The 18908-nt window shown below is 76.6% G+C and carries 19 protein-coding genes and 1 pseudogene; 11 read left to right on the top strand and 9 right to left on the bottom strand.

Annotated elements, in window-relative coordinates:
• Window positions 1-17: 17 nt before the first annotated feature.
• Window positions 18-1730: a RecQ family ATP-dependent DNA helicase gene (locus CHC04_RS05290; RefSeq protein WP_089403339.1), complete on the bottom strand. Its 1713-nt coding sequence runs from the start codon at window positions 1728-1730 to the stop codon at window positions 18-20.
• An 83-nt stretch (window positions 1731-1813) separates the two neighbouring features.
• The gene (locus CHC04_RS05285) at window positions 1814-3046 is read right to left on the bottom strand and encodes a DUF2786 domain-containing protein (RefSeq protein WP_176449832.1); all 1233 of its coding nucleotides are present in this window, start codon (window positions 3044-3046) and stop codon (window positions 1814-1816) included.
• A 120-nt stretch (window positions 3047-3166) separates the two neighbouring features.
• On the opposite strand from CHC04_RS05285, the gene CHC04_RS05280 reads away from it, so the two are divergent.
• The 8 genes and pseudogenes from CHC04_RS05280 to CHC04_RS05250 all read left to right on the top strand — a co-directional run bounded on the left by CHC04_RS05280 (window position 3167) and on the right by CHC04_RS05250 (window position 9129).
• Window positions 3167-3562 carry a TOBE domain-containing protein gene (locus CHC04_RS05280; protein ID WP_089402856.1) on the top strand — a complete coding sequence of 132 codons (396 nt, stop codon included), beginning with the start codon at window positions 3167-3169 and terminating at the stop codon, window positions 3560-3562.
• Between the two features lie 154 nt (window positions 3563-3716).
• Window positions 3717-4523, top strand: a complete 807-nt coding sequence (gene modA / locus CHC04_RS05275) for a molybdate ABC transporter substrate-binding protein (protein ID WP_089402855.1) — start codon at window positions 3717-3719, stop codon at window positions 4521-4523.
• The gene (locus CHC04_RS05270; protein WP_089402854.1) at window positions 4520-5314 is read left to right on the top strand and encodes an ABC transporter permease; all 795 of its coding nucleotides are present in this window, start codon (window positions 4520-4522) and stop codon (window positions 5312-5314) included. Before modA ends, CHC04_RS05270 begins: the two co-directional genes overlap by 4 nt.
• Before the next feature lie 29 nt (window positions 5315-5343).
• Window positions 5344-5787: pseudogene (locus CHC04_RS25480) on the top strand (ATP-binding cassette domain-containing protein); the annotation flags it as partial.
• 120 nt (window positions 5788-5907) lie between these two features.
• Entirely contained in the window at window positions 5908-6363 is a 456-nt protein-coding gene (locus CHC04_RS25475; protein ID WP_425432451.1) for a TOBE domain-containing protein, read from the top strand.
• 33 nt (window positions 6364-6396) lie between these two features.
• Window positions 6397-6978, top strand: coding sequence for a nucleotidyltransferase family protein (locus CHC04_RS05260; RefSeq protein ID WP_089402852.1), 582 nt, complete (start codon window positions 6397-6399; stop codon window positions 6976-6978).
• A complete protein-coding gene (locus tag CHC04_RS05255; RefSeq protein WP_245817003.1) occupies window positions 6975-7400 on the top strand; it encodes a molybdenum cofactor biosynthesis protein MoaE in 426 nt (141 codons plus the stop codon). Before CHC04_RS05260 ends, CHC04_RS05255 begins: the two co-directional genes overlap by 4 nt.
• A gap of 145 nt (window positions 7401-7545) precedes the next feature.
• Window positions 7546-9129 carry a SpoIIE family protein phosphatase gene (locus tag CHC04_RS05250; RefSeq protein WP_245817002.1) on the top strand — a complete coding sequence of 528 codons (1584 nt, stop codon included), beginning with the start codon at window positions 7546-7548 and terminating at the stop codon, window positions 9127-9129.
• A gap of 7 nt (window positions 9130-9136) precedes the next feature.
• Here CHC04_RS05250 and CHC04_RS05245 read toward each other — a convergent pair whose 3' ends face one another.
• The 6 genes from CHC04_RS05245 to CHC04_RS05220 form a co-directional block, all read right to left on the bottom strand.
• On the bottom strand, window positions 9137-9358 hold the full coding sequence (locus CHC04_RS05245) for a hypothetical protein (protein ID WP_089402851.1): 222 nt from the start codon (window positions 9356-9358) through the stop codon (window positions 9137-9139).
• Window positions 9355-10416: a hemolysin family protein gene (locus CHC04_RS05240; RefSeq protein ID WP_089402850.1), complete on the bottom strand. Its 1062-nt coding sequence runs from the start codon at window positions 10414-10416 to the stop codon at window positions 9355-9357. Before CHC04_RS05240 ends, CHC04_RS05245 begins: the two co-directional genes overlap by 4 nt.
• Entirely contained in the window at window positions 10409-11794 is a 1386-nt protein-coding gene (locus CHC04_RS05235; RefSeq protein ID WP_089402849.1) for a hemolysin family protein, read from the bottom strand. Before CHC04_RS05235 ends, CHC04_RS05240 begins: the two co-directional genes overlap by 8 nt.
• Window positions 11795-11931: 137 nt before the next feature.
• The gene (locus CHC04_RS05230) at window positions 11932-12177 is read right to left on the bottom strand and encodes a MoaD/ThiS family protein (RefSeq protein WP_245817001.1); all 246 of its coding nucleotides are present in this window, start codon (window positions 12175-12177) and stop codon (window positions 11932-11934) included.
• Window positions 12178-12183: 6 nt separating this feature from the next.
• Entirely contained in the window at window positions 12184-13248 is a 1065-nt protein-coding gene (gene moaA, locus CHC04_RS05225; protein ID WP_217897186.1) for a GTP 3',8-cyclase MoaA, read from the bottom strand.
• A 146-nt stretch (window positions 13249-13394) separates the two neighbouring features.
• Window positions 13395-14261, bottom strand: coding sequence for a hypothetical protein (locus CHC04_RS05220; RefSeq protein WP_089402848.1), 867 nt, complete (start codon window positions 14259-14261; stop codon window positions 13395-13397).
• Window positions 14262-14452: 191 nt separating this feature from the next.
• On the opposite strand from CHC04_RS05220, the gene CHC04_RS25175 reads away from it, so the two are divergent.
• The 3 genes from CHC04_RS25175 to CHC04_RS05205 all read left to right on the top strand — a co-directional run bounded on the left by CHC04_RS25175 (window position 14453) and on the right by CHC04_RS05205 (window position 17808).
• Window positions 14453-15691 carry an MFS transporter gene (locus CHC04_RS25175; protein WP_089402847.1) on the top strand — a complete coding sequence of 413 codons (1239 nt, stop codon included), beginning with the start codon at window positions 14453-14455 and terminating at the stop codon, window positions 15689-15691.
• A complete protein-coding gene (locus CHC04_RS05210; RefSeq protein ID WP_089402846.1) occupies window positions 15688-16869 on the top strand; it encodes a GNAT family N-acetyltransferase in 1182 nt (393 codons plus the stop codon). The genes CHC04_RS25175 and CHC04_RS05210 overlap by 4 nt, the downstream gene beginning before the upstream one ends.
• Window positions 16870-16968: 99 nt before the next feature.
• Window positions 16969-17808 (top strand): aldo/keto reductase, encoded by an 840-nt coding sequence (locus tag CHC04_RS05205; protein ID WP_089402845.1) that lies wholly within the window; start codon window positions 16969-16971, stop codon window positions 17806-17808.
• An 88-nt stretch (window positions 17809-17896) separates the two neighbouring features.
• Here the strand turns inward: CHC04_RS05205 and CHC04_RS05200 are convergent, their stop codons facing one another.
• Window positions 17897-18706, bottom strand: coding sequence for a DUF3097 domain-containing protein (locus CHC04_RS05200; RefSeq protein WP_089402844.1), 810 nt, complete (start codon window positions 18704-18706; stop codon window positions 17897-17899).
• Window positions 18707-18908: the final 202 nt, after the last annotated feature.

Below are 18908 nucleotides of genomic sequence, written 5' to 3'. Positions count from 1 at the left end.
GCGCTGCGCCCTGCCGGTCAGGCGCCCCGGACCCGCAGCAGGTCGTGGGCCTCGACCGCCCGCAGCGCGAGGGTCTTGTAGCCGACCTCCTCGAACAGCACGACGACGCGGTCGTCCTCCACGCGCATCACCACCCCCGGGCCCCACTCGGTGTGCTCCACCGGCGTCTCGGGCGCGAACGGGGTGTCGGCGTCGGCGCCGGAGGGCTGCTCGTGCGAGGTGCCCGCCGAGCAGGTGTCGCAGTTGCCGCACGGCTCCTCGAGCTGCTCGCCGAAGTAGCCGAGCAGGTACTGGCGGCGGCACCCGGTGGTCTCGGCGTAGCCGCGCATCATCTCCACGCGGCTCTGGTCGACCCGCTCGTGGTGCTCGGCGAGCTCGCGGGCCGCGGCGGCGGCCTGGCCGGGGGAGGGCGCGCCGTCGGCGGGGTGGGCCGCGCCCTCCTCGTCGAGGACGACGGCCGACACCTGCTCGAGCAGGTTGAGGTCGCGGGCCAGCGGCGTGGCGCCCCGGCCGGTCTCCTCGCGCAGCTGCCTGACGTCGACGCCGTCCTCGAGGCCGGCCGCCGGTGCGGCGGCGACCAGGCCGGCCACCTGCTGCAGCTCCTCCTCGCCGGGGGCGCCCGCGGCGAAGAACCGCCGCAGCCCGAGGTCCTCCTGCCGGTACACGAGGACGGCGAGCGCCGCCTGCCCGTCGCGGCCCGCGCGGCCGATCTCCTGGTAGTAGCTGTCGATCGAGTCGGCGGGCTCGGCGTGCACGACGAACCGGGTGCCGGGCTTGTCGATGCCCATGCCGAAGGCGGTGGTGGCCACGACGACGTCGAGCTCGTCCTCCATCCACGCGCGCTGCGTGTCCTCGCGCTCGCTCTTCTTCAGGCCCGCGTGGTAGGGCCGGGCGCGCAGGCCGCGCTCCACGAGGGCCTCGGCGAGGTCGGTGGTGCCCTTGCGGGTGGCGCTGTAGACGATGCCCGGGCCGCGGCCGGCCTCGACCTCCCCGGCGGCGCGGTCGAGCACGGCGGTGCGCTTGGCGTGCGCGTCGGCGTGGTGGTCGACCTCCAGGCGGATCTCGGGACGGTCGAAGCCGGCGACGACGACCTCGGGGTCGCGCATCGCCAGGCGCTCGACGATCTCGGCGCGCACCGGCGGGGCGGCGGTCGCGGTCAGTGCGAGCACCGTGGGGTGGTCCAGCTGCTCGACGACCTGGCCCAGCCGGAGGTAGTCGGGGCGGAAGTCGTGCCCCCAGGCGGAGACGCAGTGCGCCTCGTCGACGACGAACAGCGCGGGGGAGGCGTCGCGGACCGCGTGCACGACCTCGGGCTTGGCCAGCTGCTCCGGGGCGAGGAACAGGTAGCGGACCGTTCCCTCCCCCAGTCCCTGCAGCGCCGCGTGCTGCTCGCCGGCCGAGAGGCTGGAGTTGAGCTGGGCGGCCCGGCCGGCCTCCTCGCCGAGCTCGGCGAGCCGCTCCACCTGGTCGCGCTGCAGGGCGATCAGCGGGGAGACGATGACCACCGGGCCGTCGAGCAGCTGCCCGGCCACCTGGTAGACGGCGCTCTTGCCGGCGCCCGAGGGCAGCACCGCGAGCGTGTCACGGCCGGCCAGCACGGCCTGCATGGCGCGCTCCTGGCCGGGGCGGAACTCCTCGAAGCCGAGGACGTCGCGGGCGGTCTCCCGCAGCCGGCGGGTGCGGACCGAGGCGGAGCCGCCGGCGGGGTTCTCGCGGGGGGTGCGTGACACCGGGTGCCGCTGCCCGGCCGCCGAGATCGGCAAACGGAGCCCAGGTGGCCCGGGCACCGCCCCGCCGGACGTGGCCGGGCGCCTCACCGCAGGTGGGCGCGGCGCGAGCCGACGTCGGCGGAGTCCGCGGCCGACCGCCCGGCCCACCAGCCGGCGCCGTCCACCGACGAGCGGCTGCGGCTGCTGCGCACCCGCGGGAACAGCTCGGTGAACGCGTCGTCGACGGCCTCCTGCCTCGACCGCAGGACCGGCAGCAGGTCGACGCCCCGTTCCTCGGCGGCCGCCCGGGTGGCCCGCTCCCGCGCCCGGGTCAGCCGCTCGCCGATCCGGCCGGCGTAGCCGAGCAGGAACGCCCGCCGGAAGGCGCGGGAGGCCGGCCGCCGTCCCGTCGGCGCCGCTGTCGGCGCCCCTGCCGGCGCCTCGGCCGCCGCCAGTGCCTGACCGGCCTGCAGCAGCAGCGAGGTGAACAGCAGCTCCACCGCGTCGAGGTCGGCCGCGATGCCGACCAGGGTCGCGATGCCCAGCCCGCGGTACCAGGCCAGCCGGACCCCGTTGGCGTCGGCGACCGCGCCGAGCAGCTGCACCTTGGCCTGCACGTACGGGTCGTCGACGTGGACGCGGCGGGTGGCCACGTCGGAGCAGGCGGCAGGCCGGTCGGCCACGAGGACGGTGTCGACGGCGTGCCGGGTCATCAGCTCCTGCGCCTTCGCGGTCAGCGCCTCGGCCTCCTCCGGGTACTCCGTGGACTCCGCCTTCGCCAGCAGCGCCCGGATGCGCCGCAGCACCCGCGCGTCGTCCGGGCCGGGCGCCGCCTCCCGCCGGGCGGCCGGCCCCCACCGCGAGGGCGGCGGGACGAGCACCTCGAGGCGCGCCGTGGACCGCAGCAGCCCGGCCAGCCGCAGCACGATCCGCCACGCGTCCGCCGGCGACCTGCCCTCGCGGCGCACCCAGGCGGCCACGACCGCGGGGTCGCCCGCGGCGGGCACCCCCAGCTCGCGCAGCTGGTCGAGCCAGGTCCCCGGTGCGCGCGCCGCCGCGTCGGTGCGCCGCGCGTGCTCGGCGACGAGCGCCACGACCAGCGGCACCGAGGCCGCCGTCGCCTGCGCGCGGGCGGCGTGCACCACGTCGGCCGGTTGCCAGCCGCGCTCCCACGTGTCGTCCAGGGCGGCGAGCAGCTCGCGGGTGGCGGTCCCGGTGCCGTCGACGACCCGGTGGCGCGCGGCGAGGGTGGCCGCCAGCTCCGACGCCACGCCGGCGTCGGTGAGCAGGCCGCCGCGGGAGCGGAGGAGGTCGGTGAGCCAGGCGTCGTCGAGCACGGCCCGATGCTCTCCCGCCGCGACGGCGGGGACGCCGGACGCCTGTGGACGGCGGCTCCGCGTCCCCAGCCCGCCCCGGCGCCGCCGGGACCGTCGTACCGGCGACTAGGGTCGCCCGGCGTGGGCGCGAGCTACCGGATCGCCGAGGCCGCGACGCTCCTCGGCGTCAGCGACGACACGGTCCGGCGGTGGATCGACAGCGGCCGCCTGCCGGCCGCGCGGGTGGGCAGCGGCCCGGCGCACGTCGACGGCGCCGACCTCGCCCGCCTGGCCACCGAGCTGCACGACGCGCCCGAGCCGGGGACGACCCGCGGCTCCTCCGCCCGCAACCGGCTGGCCGGCATCGTCACGCGCGTCGTCCGCGACACCGTCATGGCGCAGGTCGAGATCCAGGCGGGCCCCTTCCGTCTGGTGTCGCTGATGTCCCGCGAGGCGGCCGACGAGCTCGGCCTCGACGTCGGCGTGCGCGCCGTGGCCACCGTCAAGGCGACCCAGGTGTCCGTCGACGTCCCCTAGTCGGTCCCGTACACCGAGCAGTGGACGGTCGCATGGGCGCATCCTGGCGGATCTGCGGAGGCCGCGCCCGCGGACCGGCCGCAGGTCCGGCCCCTCCTCGGCTATCGTCCCGCAGGCGCGGATCAGATGGTCCGCCCGGCGGTGAGGAGACCCGATGCGCGGACGGGGCACGGCGGTGCTGGTGGCGGTGGCCCTGGGGGCGCTCGGCGCCTGCGGGGGCGGCGGGGACGACGGCGCGCAGGCGTCGGGCGGCACGTCGGCGTCACCGTCCGGCGACGGCGGTCTCAGCGGCACCCTCACCGTCTTCGCCGCCGCCTCGCTCACCGACGTCTTCACCGGGCTCGGGGAGCAGCTCGAGGGCGACGACCCCGACCTGACCGTGCAGTTCAACTTCGCCGGCAGCTCCGCGCTGGCCACCCAGCTGACCCAGGGCGCCCCGGCCGACGTCTTCGCCTCGGCCAACCCCACGCAGATGGCGGTGGTCACCGACGCCGGCCTCGCCGACGGCGACCCGACCGTGTTCACCGCCAACGTCCTGCAGATCGCCGTCCCCGCGGGGAACCCGGCCGGGATCACCGGACTGGCCGACTTCGGCCGCGAGGACCTCGCGCTCGCCGTCTGCGCCCCCGAGGTGCCCTGCGGCGCCGCCGCCGAGGACGTGTTCGCCGCCGCGGGCGTCACACCGCTTCCGGACACCCAGGAGGAGGACGTGCGCGCGGCGCTGACCAAGGTCGAGCTCGGCGAGGTCGACGCCGCCCTGGTCTACGCCACCGACGTCACCGCCGCCGGTGACGCCGTCGAGGGCATCGCCTTCCCGGAGGCCGAGGACGCGGTCAACGACTACCCGCTGGTCACCCTGGCGGAGGCGCCCAACGCCGACGCCGCGCAGGCCTTCGTCGACCTGGTGCTGTCCGACGAGGGGCAGCAGGCGCTCGAGGCGGCCGGCTTCCGCTCCCCGTGAGGCGGCCCCGCACCCCGGCGCCGCTGCTGGTCCCCGCCGCCCTCGCCGTCGCCTTCCTCGTCCTGCCGCTGGCCGGGCTGCTGGTCCGCACCCCGTGGTCGCAGCTGGGCACCCTGCTCACCGCCCCCGGCGTCGGGCAGGCGCTGCGGCTGTCCCTGGTGTCGGCCACCCTCGCCACGCTGGTGTCCGTCGTCCTGGGGGTGCCGCTGGCCTGGGTGCTCGCGCGCTCGCGGGCCCGCGGGCGGGCGGTGCTGCGCGCCCTCGTCACCGTGCCACTGGTGCTGCCCCCGGTGGTCGGCGGCGTCGCGCTGTTCCTGGTGCTCGGCCGCCAGGGGATCGTCGGGCGCTGGCTGGCCGAGGCCACGGGGATCACCATCCCGTTCACCACCACGGCGGTCGTCATCGCCGAGACGTTCGTGGCGATGCCGTTCCTCGTCATCAGCGTCGAGGGCGCGCTGCGGGCCGCCGACGCCCGCTACGAGGACGCCGCCGCCACCCTCGGCGCGGACCGGTGGACCACCTTCCGCCGCGTCACGCTGCCGCTGGTGGCACCGGGCGTGGCCGCCGGGGCGGTGCTGTGCTGGGCACGGGCGCTGGGCGAGTTCGGCGCAACGATCACCTTCGCCGGCAACTTCCCGGGGACGACGCAGACGATGCCGCTCGCGGTCTACCTCGCCCTGCAGCGCGACCCGCAGGCGGCGATCGTGCTGTCGCTGGTCCTGCTCGTCGTCTCGGTGGCCACCCTGCTGCTGCTGCGCGACCGCTGGCTGGGCCGGGGCGCGGCCGCGTGACCCTGGCCGCGCGGGTCGTCGTCGGCCGGGGTCCGCTCACCGTCGACGTCGCGCTCGAGGTCGCCGACGGCGAGGTGCTCGCCGTCCTCGGACCCAACGGGGCGGGCAAGTCCACGCTGCTGCGGGTCCTGGCCGGCCTGCTGCCGCCCGACGGCGGCCGGGTGGTCGTCGACGGCGCGACCTGGGACGACGTCGCCGGCCGGGTGCACCTGCCCGCCCACCGCCGCCCGCTCGGGATGGTGTTCCAGGACCACCTGCTCTTCCCGCACCTGTCGGTGCTCGACAACGTCGCCTTCGGCCCGCGCACCCGCGGGGCGCCGAAGTCGGCCGCGCGCCGGGCGGCGGCCGCGTGGCTGGAGCGGGTGGGCATCGCCGGCCTCGGCGACCGGCGGCCCGGGCAGCTGTCCGGCGGACAGGCGCAGCGCGCCGCACTGGCCCGGGCGCTGGTCGGCGACCCGGCGCTGCTGCTGCTCGACGAGCCGCTGTCGGCGCTCGACGCCCGCACCCGCCTCGCCGTCCGCGCCGAGCTGCGCCGCCACCTGGCCGACTTCGCCGGCAGCACCGTGCTGGTCACCCACGACCCGGTCGACGCGATGGCGCTGGCCGACCGCGTGGTGGTGGTCGAGGACGGCGCGGTGGTGCAGGCCGGGGCGCCGGCGGAGGTGGCCCGGCACCCGCGCACCGACTACGTCGCCCGCCTGGTCGGGCTCTCGCTGCTGCCCGGCACCGCCGAGGGCCTCACCGTGCGCCTCGACGGCGGGGGAGTGGTCACCGTGGCCGAGCCGGCGCAGGGCCCGGTGCTGGTGGCCGTGCGGCCGGAGTCGGTGGCGCTGTACCCGTCGCGGCCCGAGGGCAGCCCGCGCAACGCGTGGCCGGCGGTCGTGGCCGGCGCGACGCCGCACGGGTCCACGGTGCGCTGCGAGCTCGACGGCGAGGTGCCGCTGCTCGCCGACGTGACCGCGACGGCGTTCGCCGAGCTCGGGCTGGCCCCGGGCTCGCGCGTGTGGGCGGTGGTCAAGGCCTCCGAGGTCGCCGTCTACGCCCGCTGAGGGGTTGCTCGTGCGGGGAGGGAGGCTGGGCGCATGAGCACGGTCGCGGGGCTGGTCCTCGCCGCGGGCGGAGGGCGCCGCTACGGCATGCCCAAGGCGCTGGTCGAGTACGGCGGCAGCCTGCTGGTCGAGCGGGCCGTGCGGACGGCGCGGGCGGTGTGCGACCCCGTGCTGGTCGTCCTCGGCGCACGGGCGGTCGACGTGTGGCGCACCGCCGACCTCGACGGCGCGACCGTGCTGGCCAACCGCGACTGGGAGACCGGCATGGCCTCCAGCCTGCGCACCGGCCTCCAGGGCCTCCGCGGCTGGCCGGGGAGGGTCGACGCCGCCCTGGTCACGCTGGTCGACATGCCGGGGATGACGCCGGAGGCGCTGCGCGCGGTCGCCGCGCACGCCGGCCCGACCGCGCTGGCGGTGGCCACCTACGACGGCGTCCGCGGCCACCCGGTGCTGCTGGGCCGGGAGCACTGGGCCGGCGTCGCGGCGACGGCGACCGGCGACGAGGGCGCCCGCCGCTACCTGGCCGCGCACGCCGTCACCGAGGTCGACTGCACCGGCCTGGCCGACCCGGTGGACCTCGACGTGCCACCCGGCGGGGTAGCTTCGGCGCCGTGATCGCCGGGCACCTGGTCGCCAGAGTCGTCGACGAGCCGCTGTCGGTCGCCGAGCACGAGCAGGCGGTGGCCGACCCCGGTGCCGGTGCCGTCGTCTCCTTCTGCGGCGTCGTCCGCGACGTCGACGGCGGGCGGTCGGTCACCGAGCTGGAGTACGTCGGCCACCCGACCGCCGAGCAGGTGATCACCGAGCTGGCACGGGAGTTCGCCGCCCGCCCCGAGGTCCGCGCGGTCGCCGTCTCGCACCGCGTCGGGCTGCTGGGCATCGGCGACGTCGCCCTGGCCTGCGCGGTCAGCGCCGCCCACCGGGGCGAGGCGTTCCGCGCCTGCGCCGAGCTGGTCGACGAGGTCAAGAAGCGGCTGCCCATCTGGAAGCGGCAGGTCTTCGCCGACGGCGAGGAGGAGTGGGTCGCCTGCCCCTGAGGCGGCAGGGCACCGCACGGTCGCGGCCCGGCCGGGTCCCTTGACCGGCGGCCGCCCCCGTGGCACAACAGGCGCCGGGGCTCCAAGGGCGGGGCGCGGTCTCCCGGCGACCCCTCGACAGCGTGAGGACGGGAGCGGCGTTCCGGTGCACGCTCAGCGCGACCCCGTCCTCGAGGCGATGCCCCTGGGGTACGTCGCCGTCGACCGCGACTGGCGGATCACCTACGTCAACGGCGAGGGCGAGGCCGTCCTCGGCCGGACGTGGGACCAGCTGGTCGGCGCCTGCTACTGGCGGTCGTTCCCGTTCGCCGTCGACACCGAGTTCGGCCGCACCTACCGCGAGGTGGTGGCCAGCGGCCGGGCCCGCACGGTCGAGGCGTTCTACCCCGAGCCGCTCGACCGCTGGTTCGAGGTGCGCGCCGTGCCGCGGTCCGACGGGCTGGCGCTGTACTTCTCCGAGGTCACCGCGCGCCGCACCGCGCAGGACCGGCTGTCGCTGCTGGCCCGGGTCGGGGCCGAGCTGACCGGCACGCTCGACCTCACCGAGGCGGTCCGCCGCATCCCCCGGCTGGTCGTGCCCGAACTCGGCGAGGCCTGCCTGCTGACCGTCCTCGACGACGACGGCCGGCCCCGCGACCTCGGCTCCTGGCACGGCGACCCGGCCAGGCGCGACCTGCTGCACCGCTACGCCGCCGTCCGGCTGCCCGGGATGCCGTCGGCCGCGCCGGTGGTGCGCGCGCTGGCCGGGGAGACGGTGGAGGCCGACGGCGCCGACGTCCTCGCGGCCATCCACGACGACGAGGCCCGCGCCCTGTACGCGCAGCTGGGCGCCCCGGCAGTGCTGGCCGTGCCGCTGCCCGGACGCGACCGGGTGATCGGCGCGCTCACCTTCCTCTCCGGCGGGCCCAGCGGCTCGCGCGTCGACCCGCTCACCGCCCGCGAGGTCGCCGGCCGGGCGGGGCTGGCCCTGGACAACGCCCGGCTGTTCGCCCGCCAGCGGCAGCTGGCCGAGGCGCTGCAGCGCAGCCTGCTGACGACCCCTCGCGGCTCCCGGCTGGGCCGGCTGGCGGTGCGCTACACCCCGGCGGCGGAGGCCGCCCGGGTGGGCGGGGACTGGTACGACGCCTTCGCCCAGCCGGCCGGGGCGACGACGCTGGTCATCGGCGACGTCGTCGGGCACGACACCGCGGCCGCCGCGGCGATGGGCCAGCTGCGCTCGCTGCTGCGCGGCATCGCGGCCTACAGCGACGCGGGGCCGGCGGAGGTGCTGCGGGGCCTGGACCGGGCGATGGCGACCCTGGCGGTCGACACGTACGCCACCGCGGCGGTGGCCCGCTTCGAGCAGACGCCGGAGGAGGCCGCGGCCGGGCTGACCCGGGTGTGCTGGTCCAGCGCCGGGCACCTGCCGCCGCTGGTCCTCGACCCCGCCGGGCGGCTGCGCGAGCTGCCCGCCGCACCGGTCGACCTGCTCCTCGGCGTCGACCCCGGCAGCCCGCGGCACGAGAGCGCGCTGGTGCTGGAGCGGGGCAGCACGGTGCTGCTGCACACCGACGGCCTGGTCGAGCGCCGCGACGTCGACCTCGACACCGGGCTGGCCCGGCTGGCCGACGCGGTCACGGCCCTGGCCGGGCGGCCGCTCGGCGAGCTGTGCGACGAGGTGATCGAGCGGCTCGTGCACGGCCGCCCGGAGGACGACGTCGCCCTGGTGGCCCTGCGCCTCGGGGACTGACCGGCGGTCAGCCGACCGGGGCCTGGCCGTCCTCGTCGGTGGGGCGGGGCGTGCCGTGCCCGTGGGCGGCCTCCTCGGCGCGCTCCTCCTCCAGCTCCACCTCGGCCTCGAGCCGGTGGGCCTCCCCGGCCACCTGCGCGGCGGCGTCGCCGTGCGACTCGCCGTAGAGCTCCTCGGCCCGCCCCAGCAGTTCCTCGGCCTTGGCCTTCGCCTTGTCGATGAAGCTCATCGCGCTCCCGTCCTCCCCGGCTCCCGAGCGGGTGCCCTGTGTGCAGCATCGCGGATCTCCCCGACGAGCTCCTCGAGGATGTCCTCCAGGGCCACGACGCCGACCACCCGGCCGCCGTCGGTGACCGCGGCGAGCTGGGCCCGCCCGGACTGCATGACGCCCAGCGTGCGCCGCAGGTCGTCGTCGGCGGCGACCCGGGGCAGCGGGCGGGTGATGTCGCGGACGCGCGGCTCGGGCGCGCCGTCGGCGACCAGCACGTCCTTGACGTGCACGTAGCCGAGCAGCTCCGCGCCCTCGGCCACCGGGAAGCGGGAGTAGCCGGTGGCGGCCGCGGCGCGCTCGACGGTGGCGGTGTCGTCCCCGGGCGCGACGACGGTCAGCGCGGCGCGGGGGATGAGCACCGAGCGGGTGTCGCGCTCCTCCAGGCCCAGGGCGCCGGTGAGCAGCTCGAAGCCGCGCTGGTCGAGCAGCCCGCCGGCGCGGGACTCACCGATCAGCCCCGCCACCTCGTCGCGGGTGAACGCGCTGGTGACCTCGTCCCTGGGCCGCACGCCCAGCAGCCGCAGCACCGCGTTGGCCAGCGCGTTGAGCACCACGATGACCGGCTTGAGCACCGTGACGACGGCGGCCAGCGGCGGGGTGAGCACCAGCGCGGCGCGGTCGGGCCCGGCCAGCGCCAGGTTCTTGGGCACCATCTCGCCGATCACCACGTGCAGCGCGACGACGACGGTCAGCGCGATGACGAACGAGATCGGGTGCACCAGGCCCTCGGGCACGGCCAGCAGCGTGAAGAGCGGCTCGAGCAGGTGCGCCACCGCGGGCTCCCCGATCGCGCCGAGGCCCAGCGAGCAGACGGTGATGCCCAGCTGCGCGCCGGCCATCATCAGCGACACCCGCTCCATCGCCGCGAGGGTCGTGCGGGCGCGGCGGGAGCCGGCGTCGGCCAGGGGCTCGATCGACGAGCGGCGCGCCGAGATGAGGGCGAACTCCGCGCCGACGAAGAAGGCGTTGGCCAGCAGCAGCACCACGGCGACCAGCACGCCGCCCCAGTCACCCACGGCCGTCCTCCTCCTCGCCGGTGGTGGCGGGCACCTCGCCGACGAGGGCCCGCTCCACCCGGGTGCCGTCGACCCGCTCGACCCGCACCCACACGCCCGCCGGCAGGCCCTCGGCCTCGGCGGCCAGCTCGGGCGGCAGGGTGGGCCGGGCCTCGATCCGGTCGCCGACCTCGGGGATGCGGCCGAGCACGTGCAGCACCAGCCCGCCGACGCTCTCCCAGTGCCGGTCGGCGGGCACCGAGAGCCCGGTGACCGCGGCGACCTCGTCGGGCCGCAGCAGGCCCGACACCGACCAGGTGCCGTCCCCGCGGTCGACGACGTCGTCGCCGGCCTCCTCGTCGTGCTCGTCGGCCAGGTCGCCGACGAGTTCCTCCACGAGGTCCTCGACGGTCACCACCCCGTCGGTGCCGCCGTACTCGTCGACGACGACGGCCATCTGCAGCCCGCCCCGGCGCAGGTCGCCGAGCAGGTCGTCCAGCCGCCGCGAGGTGGGGACGAACAGCGGGGGCAGCATCACCGCCGACACCGGGGTGGCCGCCCGTCGGTCGCGGGGGACGGCGAGGGCGTGTTTCACGTGGACCATCCCGACGACGTCGTCGACGCCGGCGGCGGAGACGACCGGGAAGCGGGAGTGGCCGGAGTCGCGGGCGACGGTGAGCACCTCGGCGACCGGCGCCTGCTCGGGCACCGTGGTCATGCGGGTGCGCGGGGTGGCGGCGTCGCTGGCGCGCAGCTCGCCGAACGCCAGGCCGCGCTCGAGCAGCTCCGCGGTCTCCGTGGGCAGCGTGCCCTGCCGGCCGGACCGGCGGACCAGGGAGGTCAGCTCGTCGGGTGAGCGCGCGGAGGCGAGCTCCTCCTGCGGCTCGACGCCGAACACCCGGCGCAGCGTGGCGTTGGCCCAGCCGTTGAGCAGCCGGATGACCAGCGACGTGGCCCGGGTGAAGCCGCGCTGGAAACCCGACACCGCCCGGGCGGTGCGCAGCGGCTCGCTGATGGCCACGTTCTTGGGCACCAGCTCGCCGAACACCATGGTCAGCGCGGTGGCCAGCACCAGCGCGAGGGTGATCGACACCGAACGGGCGGCGGCACCGGACAGGCCGGCCGACTCCAGCGGCCCGCGCAGCAGCGCCGCGATCGAGGGCTCGGCCACGAAGCCGATCGCCAGGTTGGTGACGGTGATGCCCAGCTGGGCGCCCGAGAGCTGGGTGGACAGCGTGCGCAGCGCGGCGAGGACGCCCGTCGACCCGCGCACGCCGGCCGCCGCCTCGCGCTCGACGGTGGGCCGGTCGACGGTCACCAGCGAGAACTCGAAGGCCACGAACGCGGCGCAGGCGAGGACCAGGACGACGCCGACGAGGACGAGCAGCCACTCGGTCACGGCGTCGCCTCGCTGGCGCTCGGCGATGCCGTGCCCGGCGGTGCTGTGCTGTTGCGTGACCTCGCGAGCTCGGTCACGAGCGGCCCCGGCAGAGCAGGGAGGGGGTCGTATGGTGAGGCTTGCTCACAGGGGGGCGGTCATCCTCCGGCGAAGGGGGGCAGCACGTCGACCGTGGCCCCGGGTCCCAGCTGCAACGCACGGTCGCGCGTCTGCGTTCCGTCGACGAGGAACGAGCAGGCGGTGAGCACCTTCCCGAGGCGCTCGCCGTGGACCTCGACGATCCGGTCGACCAGCTCCGCCAGGGTGCCGGCCGCGCAGGTCTCGGTGTCGACGCCGGCGGCCGCCCGGGCCCCGGCGAAGTAGCGCACGGTCACGGTGCCCACGGCCGGTCAGCCCCCGATGGCCGACATCGGCCGGGACGGCTGCAGGAAGCTCGGGTCGTCGATGCCGTGGCCGGGGAGCTTGGCCAGGGTGGCGATCCGCCACCGGTCGGCGAGCTCGGCGTCGGTGGCACCCTCGCGCAGCGCCGTCCGCAGGTCGGACTCCTCGCGGGCGAACAGGCAGTTGCGGATCTGCCCGTCGGCGGTGAGCCGGGTGCGGTCGCAGGTGCCGCAGAACGAGCGGGTGACCGAGGCGATGACGCCGACGGTGGCCGGGCCGCCGTCGACCAGCCAGCGCTCGGCGGGCGCCGAGCCGCGCTCCTCGGTGTCGGGCGCGAGGTCGTGCGCGGCGGACAGCCGCGCGAGGATGTCCTCCGCGGTGACCATCTCGCCCCGGGTCCAGGCGTGGTGGGCGTCGAGCGGCATCTGCTCGATGAAGCGCAGCTGGTAGCCGTGCTCGAGGCAGAAGTCCAGCAGCGGGACGGCGTCGTCCTCGTTCATGCCCCGCAGCAGCACGGCGTTGACCTTCACCGGGGTCAGCCCGGCGTCCTGCGCGGCGCGCAGGCCGGCGAGGACGTCGTCGAGCCGGTCGCGGTGGGTGAGCTGCCGGAACCGCTCGCGGTCGAGGGTGTCGAGGCTGACGTTGATGCGGTCGAGGCCGGCGGTGGCGAGCGCGGGAGCGACGCGGGCCAGCCCGATGGCGTTGGTGGTGAGACTGACCTCGGGCCGCGGGTCGAGCGCGGTGGCCGCCGCGACGATGCCGACCAGGCCCGGGCGCAGCAGCGGCTCGCCGCCGGTGAAGCGGACCTCGCGGATGCCCAGCTGCTCGACGCCGATGCGCACCAGCCGCACGACCTCGTCGTCGGTGAGCTGCTCGACCTTGGGCAGCCACTGCAGGCCCTCGGGCGGCATGCAGTAGGTGCAGCGCAGGTTGCACCGGTCGGTGAGCGAGACCCGCAGGTCGGTGGCGACCCGGCCGTGCCGGTCGACCAGCCCGCCGCTGCCGGGCAGGGCACCCGGGGCGACGCCGTCGGCCGTGCGGGGCCGCGGGTCGGGGAGCGGGGTGGCACTCACCCCGCGAATGTATCCGCGGAACGGGATCGCGTCGCCCGTCGCGCGGTGGGCGCCCCCGGAAGCGCCGCATCCGCGGTCGCGACCGGGGAGTCCTGGCCGCGACCGCGGATGCGGGGGTTGCACCGGCGCTGCGACGCCGGGGGAGGTCAGCCGATCGGGGTGGGGTTCGTCGGGTCCGGCGGGACGACGAGGTCGCCCTGCACGCGGTTGCGCGCCTGGCAGTCGGTGGTGCAGTTGGTGGCGCCGGCCGAGAGCTCGATCGCGTCCTCGCCGAGCACGCCGCCCAGGCGGCCGCCCGAGGCGACCGACCAGCGGGTCGTCGTCGCCGTCTGGGACAGCTTGGTGGCCACCTGCGGGCTGTCCTTGCCGAGCAGCATCTGGTGGGTGGCGTCGGCCGCCACGCCGTCGCCGAAGTTGATCTTCCCGGTGTACTCGTTGACGAAGTAGAAGAGGCCGGCGCCGAGGGTGTGCACGTACTCGACGGCGGTGCCGAACTCCTGCTCCATCTGGAAGATCCCGCCCTGCGGCGCGTCCTTCGACTGAATCTTGAACTTGCCGCCCGAGGCTGTGGTGAACGAGACCACCAGCACGTCGTCGCGCAGCCGCAGCTCGCTGATCCGCACGCCGCGGAGCTGGGCCGCGGACAGCACGGGCACCTTGGAGGCGAAGACGACGGTCGGGGCGGTGACCATGCGCTGCGGGTCGGGGGCACCGGTGAGGGCGTAGTCGTACACGCCGAGGGTGGCGGGGTCGATCGTGTAGGTCACGTGCCGGCCGCGGACGGCGATCGGCCCGGTCGGCGTCACGTCGCGCAGCCGGTACTCGCTGCCGGGGCCCGGGTTGGACGTGCGGCCGTTGACGGTGACGGCGAAGTCGCCGCCGCTGCTCGTGCCCTCGGTGCCGCCGTCGTCGCCCCCGGAGGCCGAGGCGGTGCCGGGGACCAGGAACGCGGCGAGCGCGAGCAGGAGGACGAGGACCGCGCGCAGGGGACGCGGCCGGGAGGTGGGGGCCACGGGGCTCCTCGGGTCGGGTGGACGGGCGCGGGTCAGGGTGCCGGTCCGACCTCGGACTGTGAGTGATGACACGCACACGTACCGAAACCGGGACGACGGACGGGTGCGCCGTTGTTACGGTCGCGTCGCCACCCGAGAGTCCGGCGGGCAGTCCCGCCCTCGCCTGTGGCCAGGAAGCGCGAGAAGAGCCCGTGTCACCCCGCACCGTCCTCCGTCCCCTGCTCGGCCCCTACGCCCGCCTCTTCACCGTCCCGGGCGCCGCCTGGTTCTCCTTCGCCGGCTGGGTCGCCCGGCTGCCGCTGCCGATGCTCGGCCTCGGCGCGGTCCTGCTCGTCGAGGGCGAGTCCGGCAGCTACGGGCTGGCCGGCGCCGTCGCCGGCACCCTCGCGCTGGCCGCCTCCGTCGGCGGCCCGGCGTGGGCCCGCGCGATGGACCGCCGCGGCCAGGGCGTCGTCCTGCGCGCGGCGATGGCCGCCTACGCCGTCACCGGCCTGTCCTTCGTCGGCGTCGTCGTGGGCGGCGCGCCGACCTGGACCTGGTTCGCCCTCGCCGGGCTGACCGGCGCGAGCGCGCCCAACATCGGCGCGCTGGTGCGAGCCCGGTGGGCTGCCGCGCTGGCCGACGCCGAGCGCCGGCAGACCGCGTTCGCCTTCGAGTCCGTCGTCGACGAGGTGGTCTTCGTCGTCGGACCGCCGGTGGTCACCCTGCTCGCCACGCTGGTCGCCCCGGCCGCCGGGTTCACCACCGGCATCGTGCTGGGCACCCTCGGCGGGCTGTGGCTGTCCCGCCAGCGGGCCACCGAGCCGGTGGTCACGCCGGCATCGGGCGGCGCCGGGCACCGGCGGCGCGCCGCCCTCGGGCCGGCGGTGCTCGTCGTGCTGGTCGCCTACCTCGGCGTCGGCACCGTGTTCGGCGCGATGGACGTCGTCGTCGTGGCCTTCGCCGAGGAGAGCGGGCGGCCGGCGCTGGCCGGCCTCGCGCTGGCCCTCTACGCCGCCGGCAGCCTGGTCGCCGGGCTGGCCTACGGCGTCGCGCGGCTGCCCGGCTCGCTGGCCGCGCGGTTCGTCGGCACCGCCGTCGCCTTCGCCGTGGCCGCGCAGGGCCTGTGGGCGGTGTCCTCGCTGCCGCTGCTGGTGGGCGCCGGCTTCCTCGCCGGCCTCGCCGTCGCGCCGGTGCTGGTGTCGGGTGCCTCGCTGGTCGAGTCGCGGGTGCCGCGCTCGGCGCTCACCGAGGCGCTGTCGTGGACCCACACCGGGCTGACCGTCGGGGTCACCGCCGGGTCGGCGCTGGCCGGTGCCGCCGTCGACGCGTGGGGCGCCCAGGCGGCCTTCGCGGTGCCGGCCCTCGCCGCCGCCGTGGCCGGGGTCATCGGCCTGGCCGGGGCGCCGCTGCTGCGCCGCGCGCCGGAGCCGGTGCCGGTGGCCGCGTGACCCTCACCGTCCGGCCGCTGGCCGACGACGACCTGCCCGCCGCGTGGGACCTGGGCCGGCTGGCCTTCGGCGGCCCCGCCGAGGCGCCCGAGTGGGCGCTGCGGCCGGTCGAGGGGGTGCTGCGCCTCGGCGCCTTCGACGCCCGCGGCCGGCTGGTCGGCAAGGCCACCGACACCGGCCACCGGCAGTGGTGGGGCGGCCGGACGGTGGCGACGGCGGACGTCGGCGGCGTCGCCGTCCTCCCCGAGCACCGGGGCGCCGGGGTGGCCCGCGCGCTGCTCACCGACCTGCTGGCCCGCGGCCGCGAGCGGGGCGCCGCGGTCAGCGCCCTCTACCCGACGGTGTCGGCGGTGTACCGGCGGCTCGGGTGGGAGGTCGTCGGCGCGCTGCAGCGGGCCGACCTGGACACCGCCTCGCTGCCCTCGGCCCCGGTGCCCGGCGTCGACGTGCGCCCCGGGGAGCCGGCCGACCTCGCGGTCGTCGACGCGCTGTACGAGACCCTCGCCCGGCCGCGCGCGGGGCTGCTCACCCGCCGTGGCGGCGCCTTCGACCTGCCGCACGGGGGCCGCTGGCCCGACGGCGTCGACGGGCTCACGGTGGTCGAGCAGGACGGCGTCCCGACCGGGGCCCTGACCTACGAGCGCGGCACCGGCTACGGCCCCGAGGCGCGGCTGGCCGTCCACGACCTGGTCGCGGTCACCGCCGAGGCCGGGCGGGCGCTGGTGGCGGTCCTGGCCGGCTGGCGCAGCGTGACCCGCACCGTGCGGGTGCCGCTGCTGCCCGGCGACGCGGTGGCCGGCGCGCTGCCGCTCGAGCGCTCCCTCGCCGGCCCGGGCGCGGCGTTCATGCACCGGCCCGTCGACGTCGTGCGCGCCGTGGCCGACCGCGGCTGGCCGCAGCACGTGCGCGGACGGGTGGCGTTCACGCTGCTCGACCCGGCCGTGCCGGAGAACGCCGGCCCCTGGGAGCTCGAGCTCGCCGACGGCGCCGGTGAGCTCCGCCGTCCGGCGTCCGAGCCCGGGCTGGTGCTCGACGTCCGGGGGTTCGCCCAGCTCTACGGCGGTGTCACCGGCGGCCGGGCGGCGGCGCTGGCCGGGCTGGTGACCGGGCCGGACGACCCGGCGGCGCTGGACCTGCTCGCCTGCGGACCGCCGGCGCAGCTGCTCGACCACTTCTGAGGCGGGTTGAGCGCCCGGCCCGCGGGTAGGCGGTGGACCGGCAGGCCGCGCCCGGTGTGCGCGCGGCGGCCCCATCCGTCGTCAGCCAGAGGAGCGCCCGTGGCCACCGTGCCCACCATCCGCCTGAACAACGGCGTCGAGATCCCGCAGCTGGGCTTCGGCGTCTTCCAGATCGAGCCGGAGAACACCGCCGAGGCCGTGCGCAGCGCGCTCGAGGTCGGCTACCGCCACATCGACACCGCCGAGATGTACGGCAACGAGAAGGAGGTCGGCCAGGCCGTCCGCGAGTCCGGCCTCGACCGGTCGGAGGTGTTCGTCACCAGCAAGCTGAACAACGGCTTCCACCGCCGCGACGACGCCCTGCGCGCGTTCGACCAGACGATGGACGACCTGGGTCTGGACTACCTCGACCTGTTCCTCGTCCACTGGCCGCTGCCCACCATCGGCATCGACTACGTCGAGACGTGGAAGGCGATGGAGGAGATCTACGCCGGCGAGCGGTGCCGCGCGATCGGCGTCTCCAACTTCAACCCGCACCACCTGCGCCGGCTGTTCACAGAGACCGAGGTGCGCCCGGCGGTCAACCAGATCGAGGTGCACCCCTACCTCGCCAACGACGAGGTCCGCGCGTTCGACGCCGACCACGAGATCGTCACCGAGGCCTGGTCGCCGATCGCCCAGGGCAAGGTCCTCGACGACCCGGTGGTCGTGGCCATCGCGGAGAAGCTGGGGCGGACGCCGGCGCAGGTCGTGCTGCGCTGGCACGTGCAGCGCGGCGACGTCGTCTTCCCGAAGTCGGTGACCCGCTCGCGCATCGAGGAGAACTTCGCGCTGTTCGACTTCGAGCTCGACGGTCAGGACATGACCGCGATCACCGCGCTCGACCGCGGCGAGCGCACCGGCCCCGACCCGGACACGTTCGACTACGTCCCCGGCTGACCTCCGGCGCCCCCGGACGTGCCGAGATCACGTGATCTCGGCACGTCCGGGGCCCGGAGCGGTCGAGATCACGTGATCTCGACGGGGATCAGTCGGTCGTGACGAAGTCGATGAGCTCCTCGACGCGGCCGATGAGCGCGGGCTCGAGGTCGGTCCAGGTGCGCACGCGGGCGAGGATCCGCTGCGCCCACACGTAGCCGGTGTCGTCCTCCCAGCCCAGCCGGCGGCAGACGCCGGTCTTCCAGTCCTCGCCCCGGGGCACCTCCGGCCAGGCGCGGATGCCGACGACGGAGGGCTTGACCGCCTGCCAGATGTCGATGAACGGGTGGCCGACGACGAGCGCGTGCTGCCCGGTGACCTGCTCGGCGATCCGCGACTCCTTCGACCCGCGCACCAGGTGGTCCACCAGCACGCCCAGGCGCCGTCCCTGCCCGGGGCGGAACTCGCGCACGATCGCCGGCAGGTCGTCGACGCCGTGCAGCGGCTCGACGACGACGCCCTCGATGCGCAGGTCGTGGCCCCACACCTTCTCGACGAGCTCGGCGTCGTGCTTGCCCTCGACGTGGATGCGGCCCTCGCGCGCCACGCGGGCGCGGGCCCCGGCGACGTAGGTCGAGCCGGAGGCGCTGCGGGTCGGTGTCGCCGGACCCCTCGGCGTCGGGCGCACCAGCACGACCGGCCGGCCGTCGACCCAGAAGCCCGGCCCCAGCGGGTAGGCGCGCACGCGGCCGAAGCGGTCCTCGAGGTGGACGACGTCCTTCTCGCAGCGCACGACGGCGCCCACGAACCCGGAGCTGGGGTCCTCGACGACGAGGTCGCGTTCGGCGGCGACCTGCGGCGTCGGCTTCTTCACGGTGCGCGGGTGGACCAGGTCGTCGTAGGGGGAGCGGGGTGGCACGTCCCCAGGAGAGCCGATGACGGCGCGGGAGCCCCGCAGACGCGCCGGGAGGGAGCGGCTGCGACACGCCCGGGCGACACGCCGTTGACGCTGTGTCCCCGTCCGTCGCGGATCGTCGGGCGCTCCGGAGGGCTCCTGTCGCGGCCCATCACCGGGTACTGACCTGCGGGAACGGGCCGTCGGGTGCGGCTCCGCAGGGCGG

It is taken from the genome of Geodermatophilus saharensis (assembly GCF_900188205.1).
GTDB classification, from domain to species: domain Bacteria; phylum Actinomycetota; class Actinomycetes; order Mycobacteriales; family Geodermatophilaceae; genus Geodermatophilus; species Geodermatophilus saharensis.
The sequence above is the reverse complement of the archived record's forward strand: the minus strand, read 5'-3'. Positions and strand labels throughout refer to the sequence as shown.

Bases quoted from the DNA above. Each gene is read 5' to 3' on its own strand.
- CHC04_RS05245 (WP_089402851.1), bottom strand. From the start codon at position 9,358: ATGAGCTTCATCGACAAGGCGAAGGCCAAGGCCGAGGAACTGCTGGGG.
- CHC04_RS25475 (WP_425432451.1), top strand. From the start codon at position 5,908: ATGGCGCTGGCCGACCGCGTGGTGGTGGTCGAGGACGGCGCGGTGGTG.
- CHC04_RS05260 (WP_089402852.1), top strand. From the start codon at position 6,397: ATGAGCACGGTCGCGGGGCTGGTCCTCGCCGCGGGCGGAGGGCGCCGC.
- modA (WP_089402855.1), top strand. From the start codon at position 3,717: ATGCGCGGACGGGGCACGGCGGTGCTGGTGGCGGTGGCCCTGGGGGCG.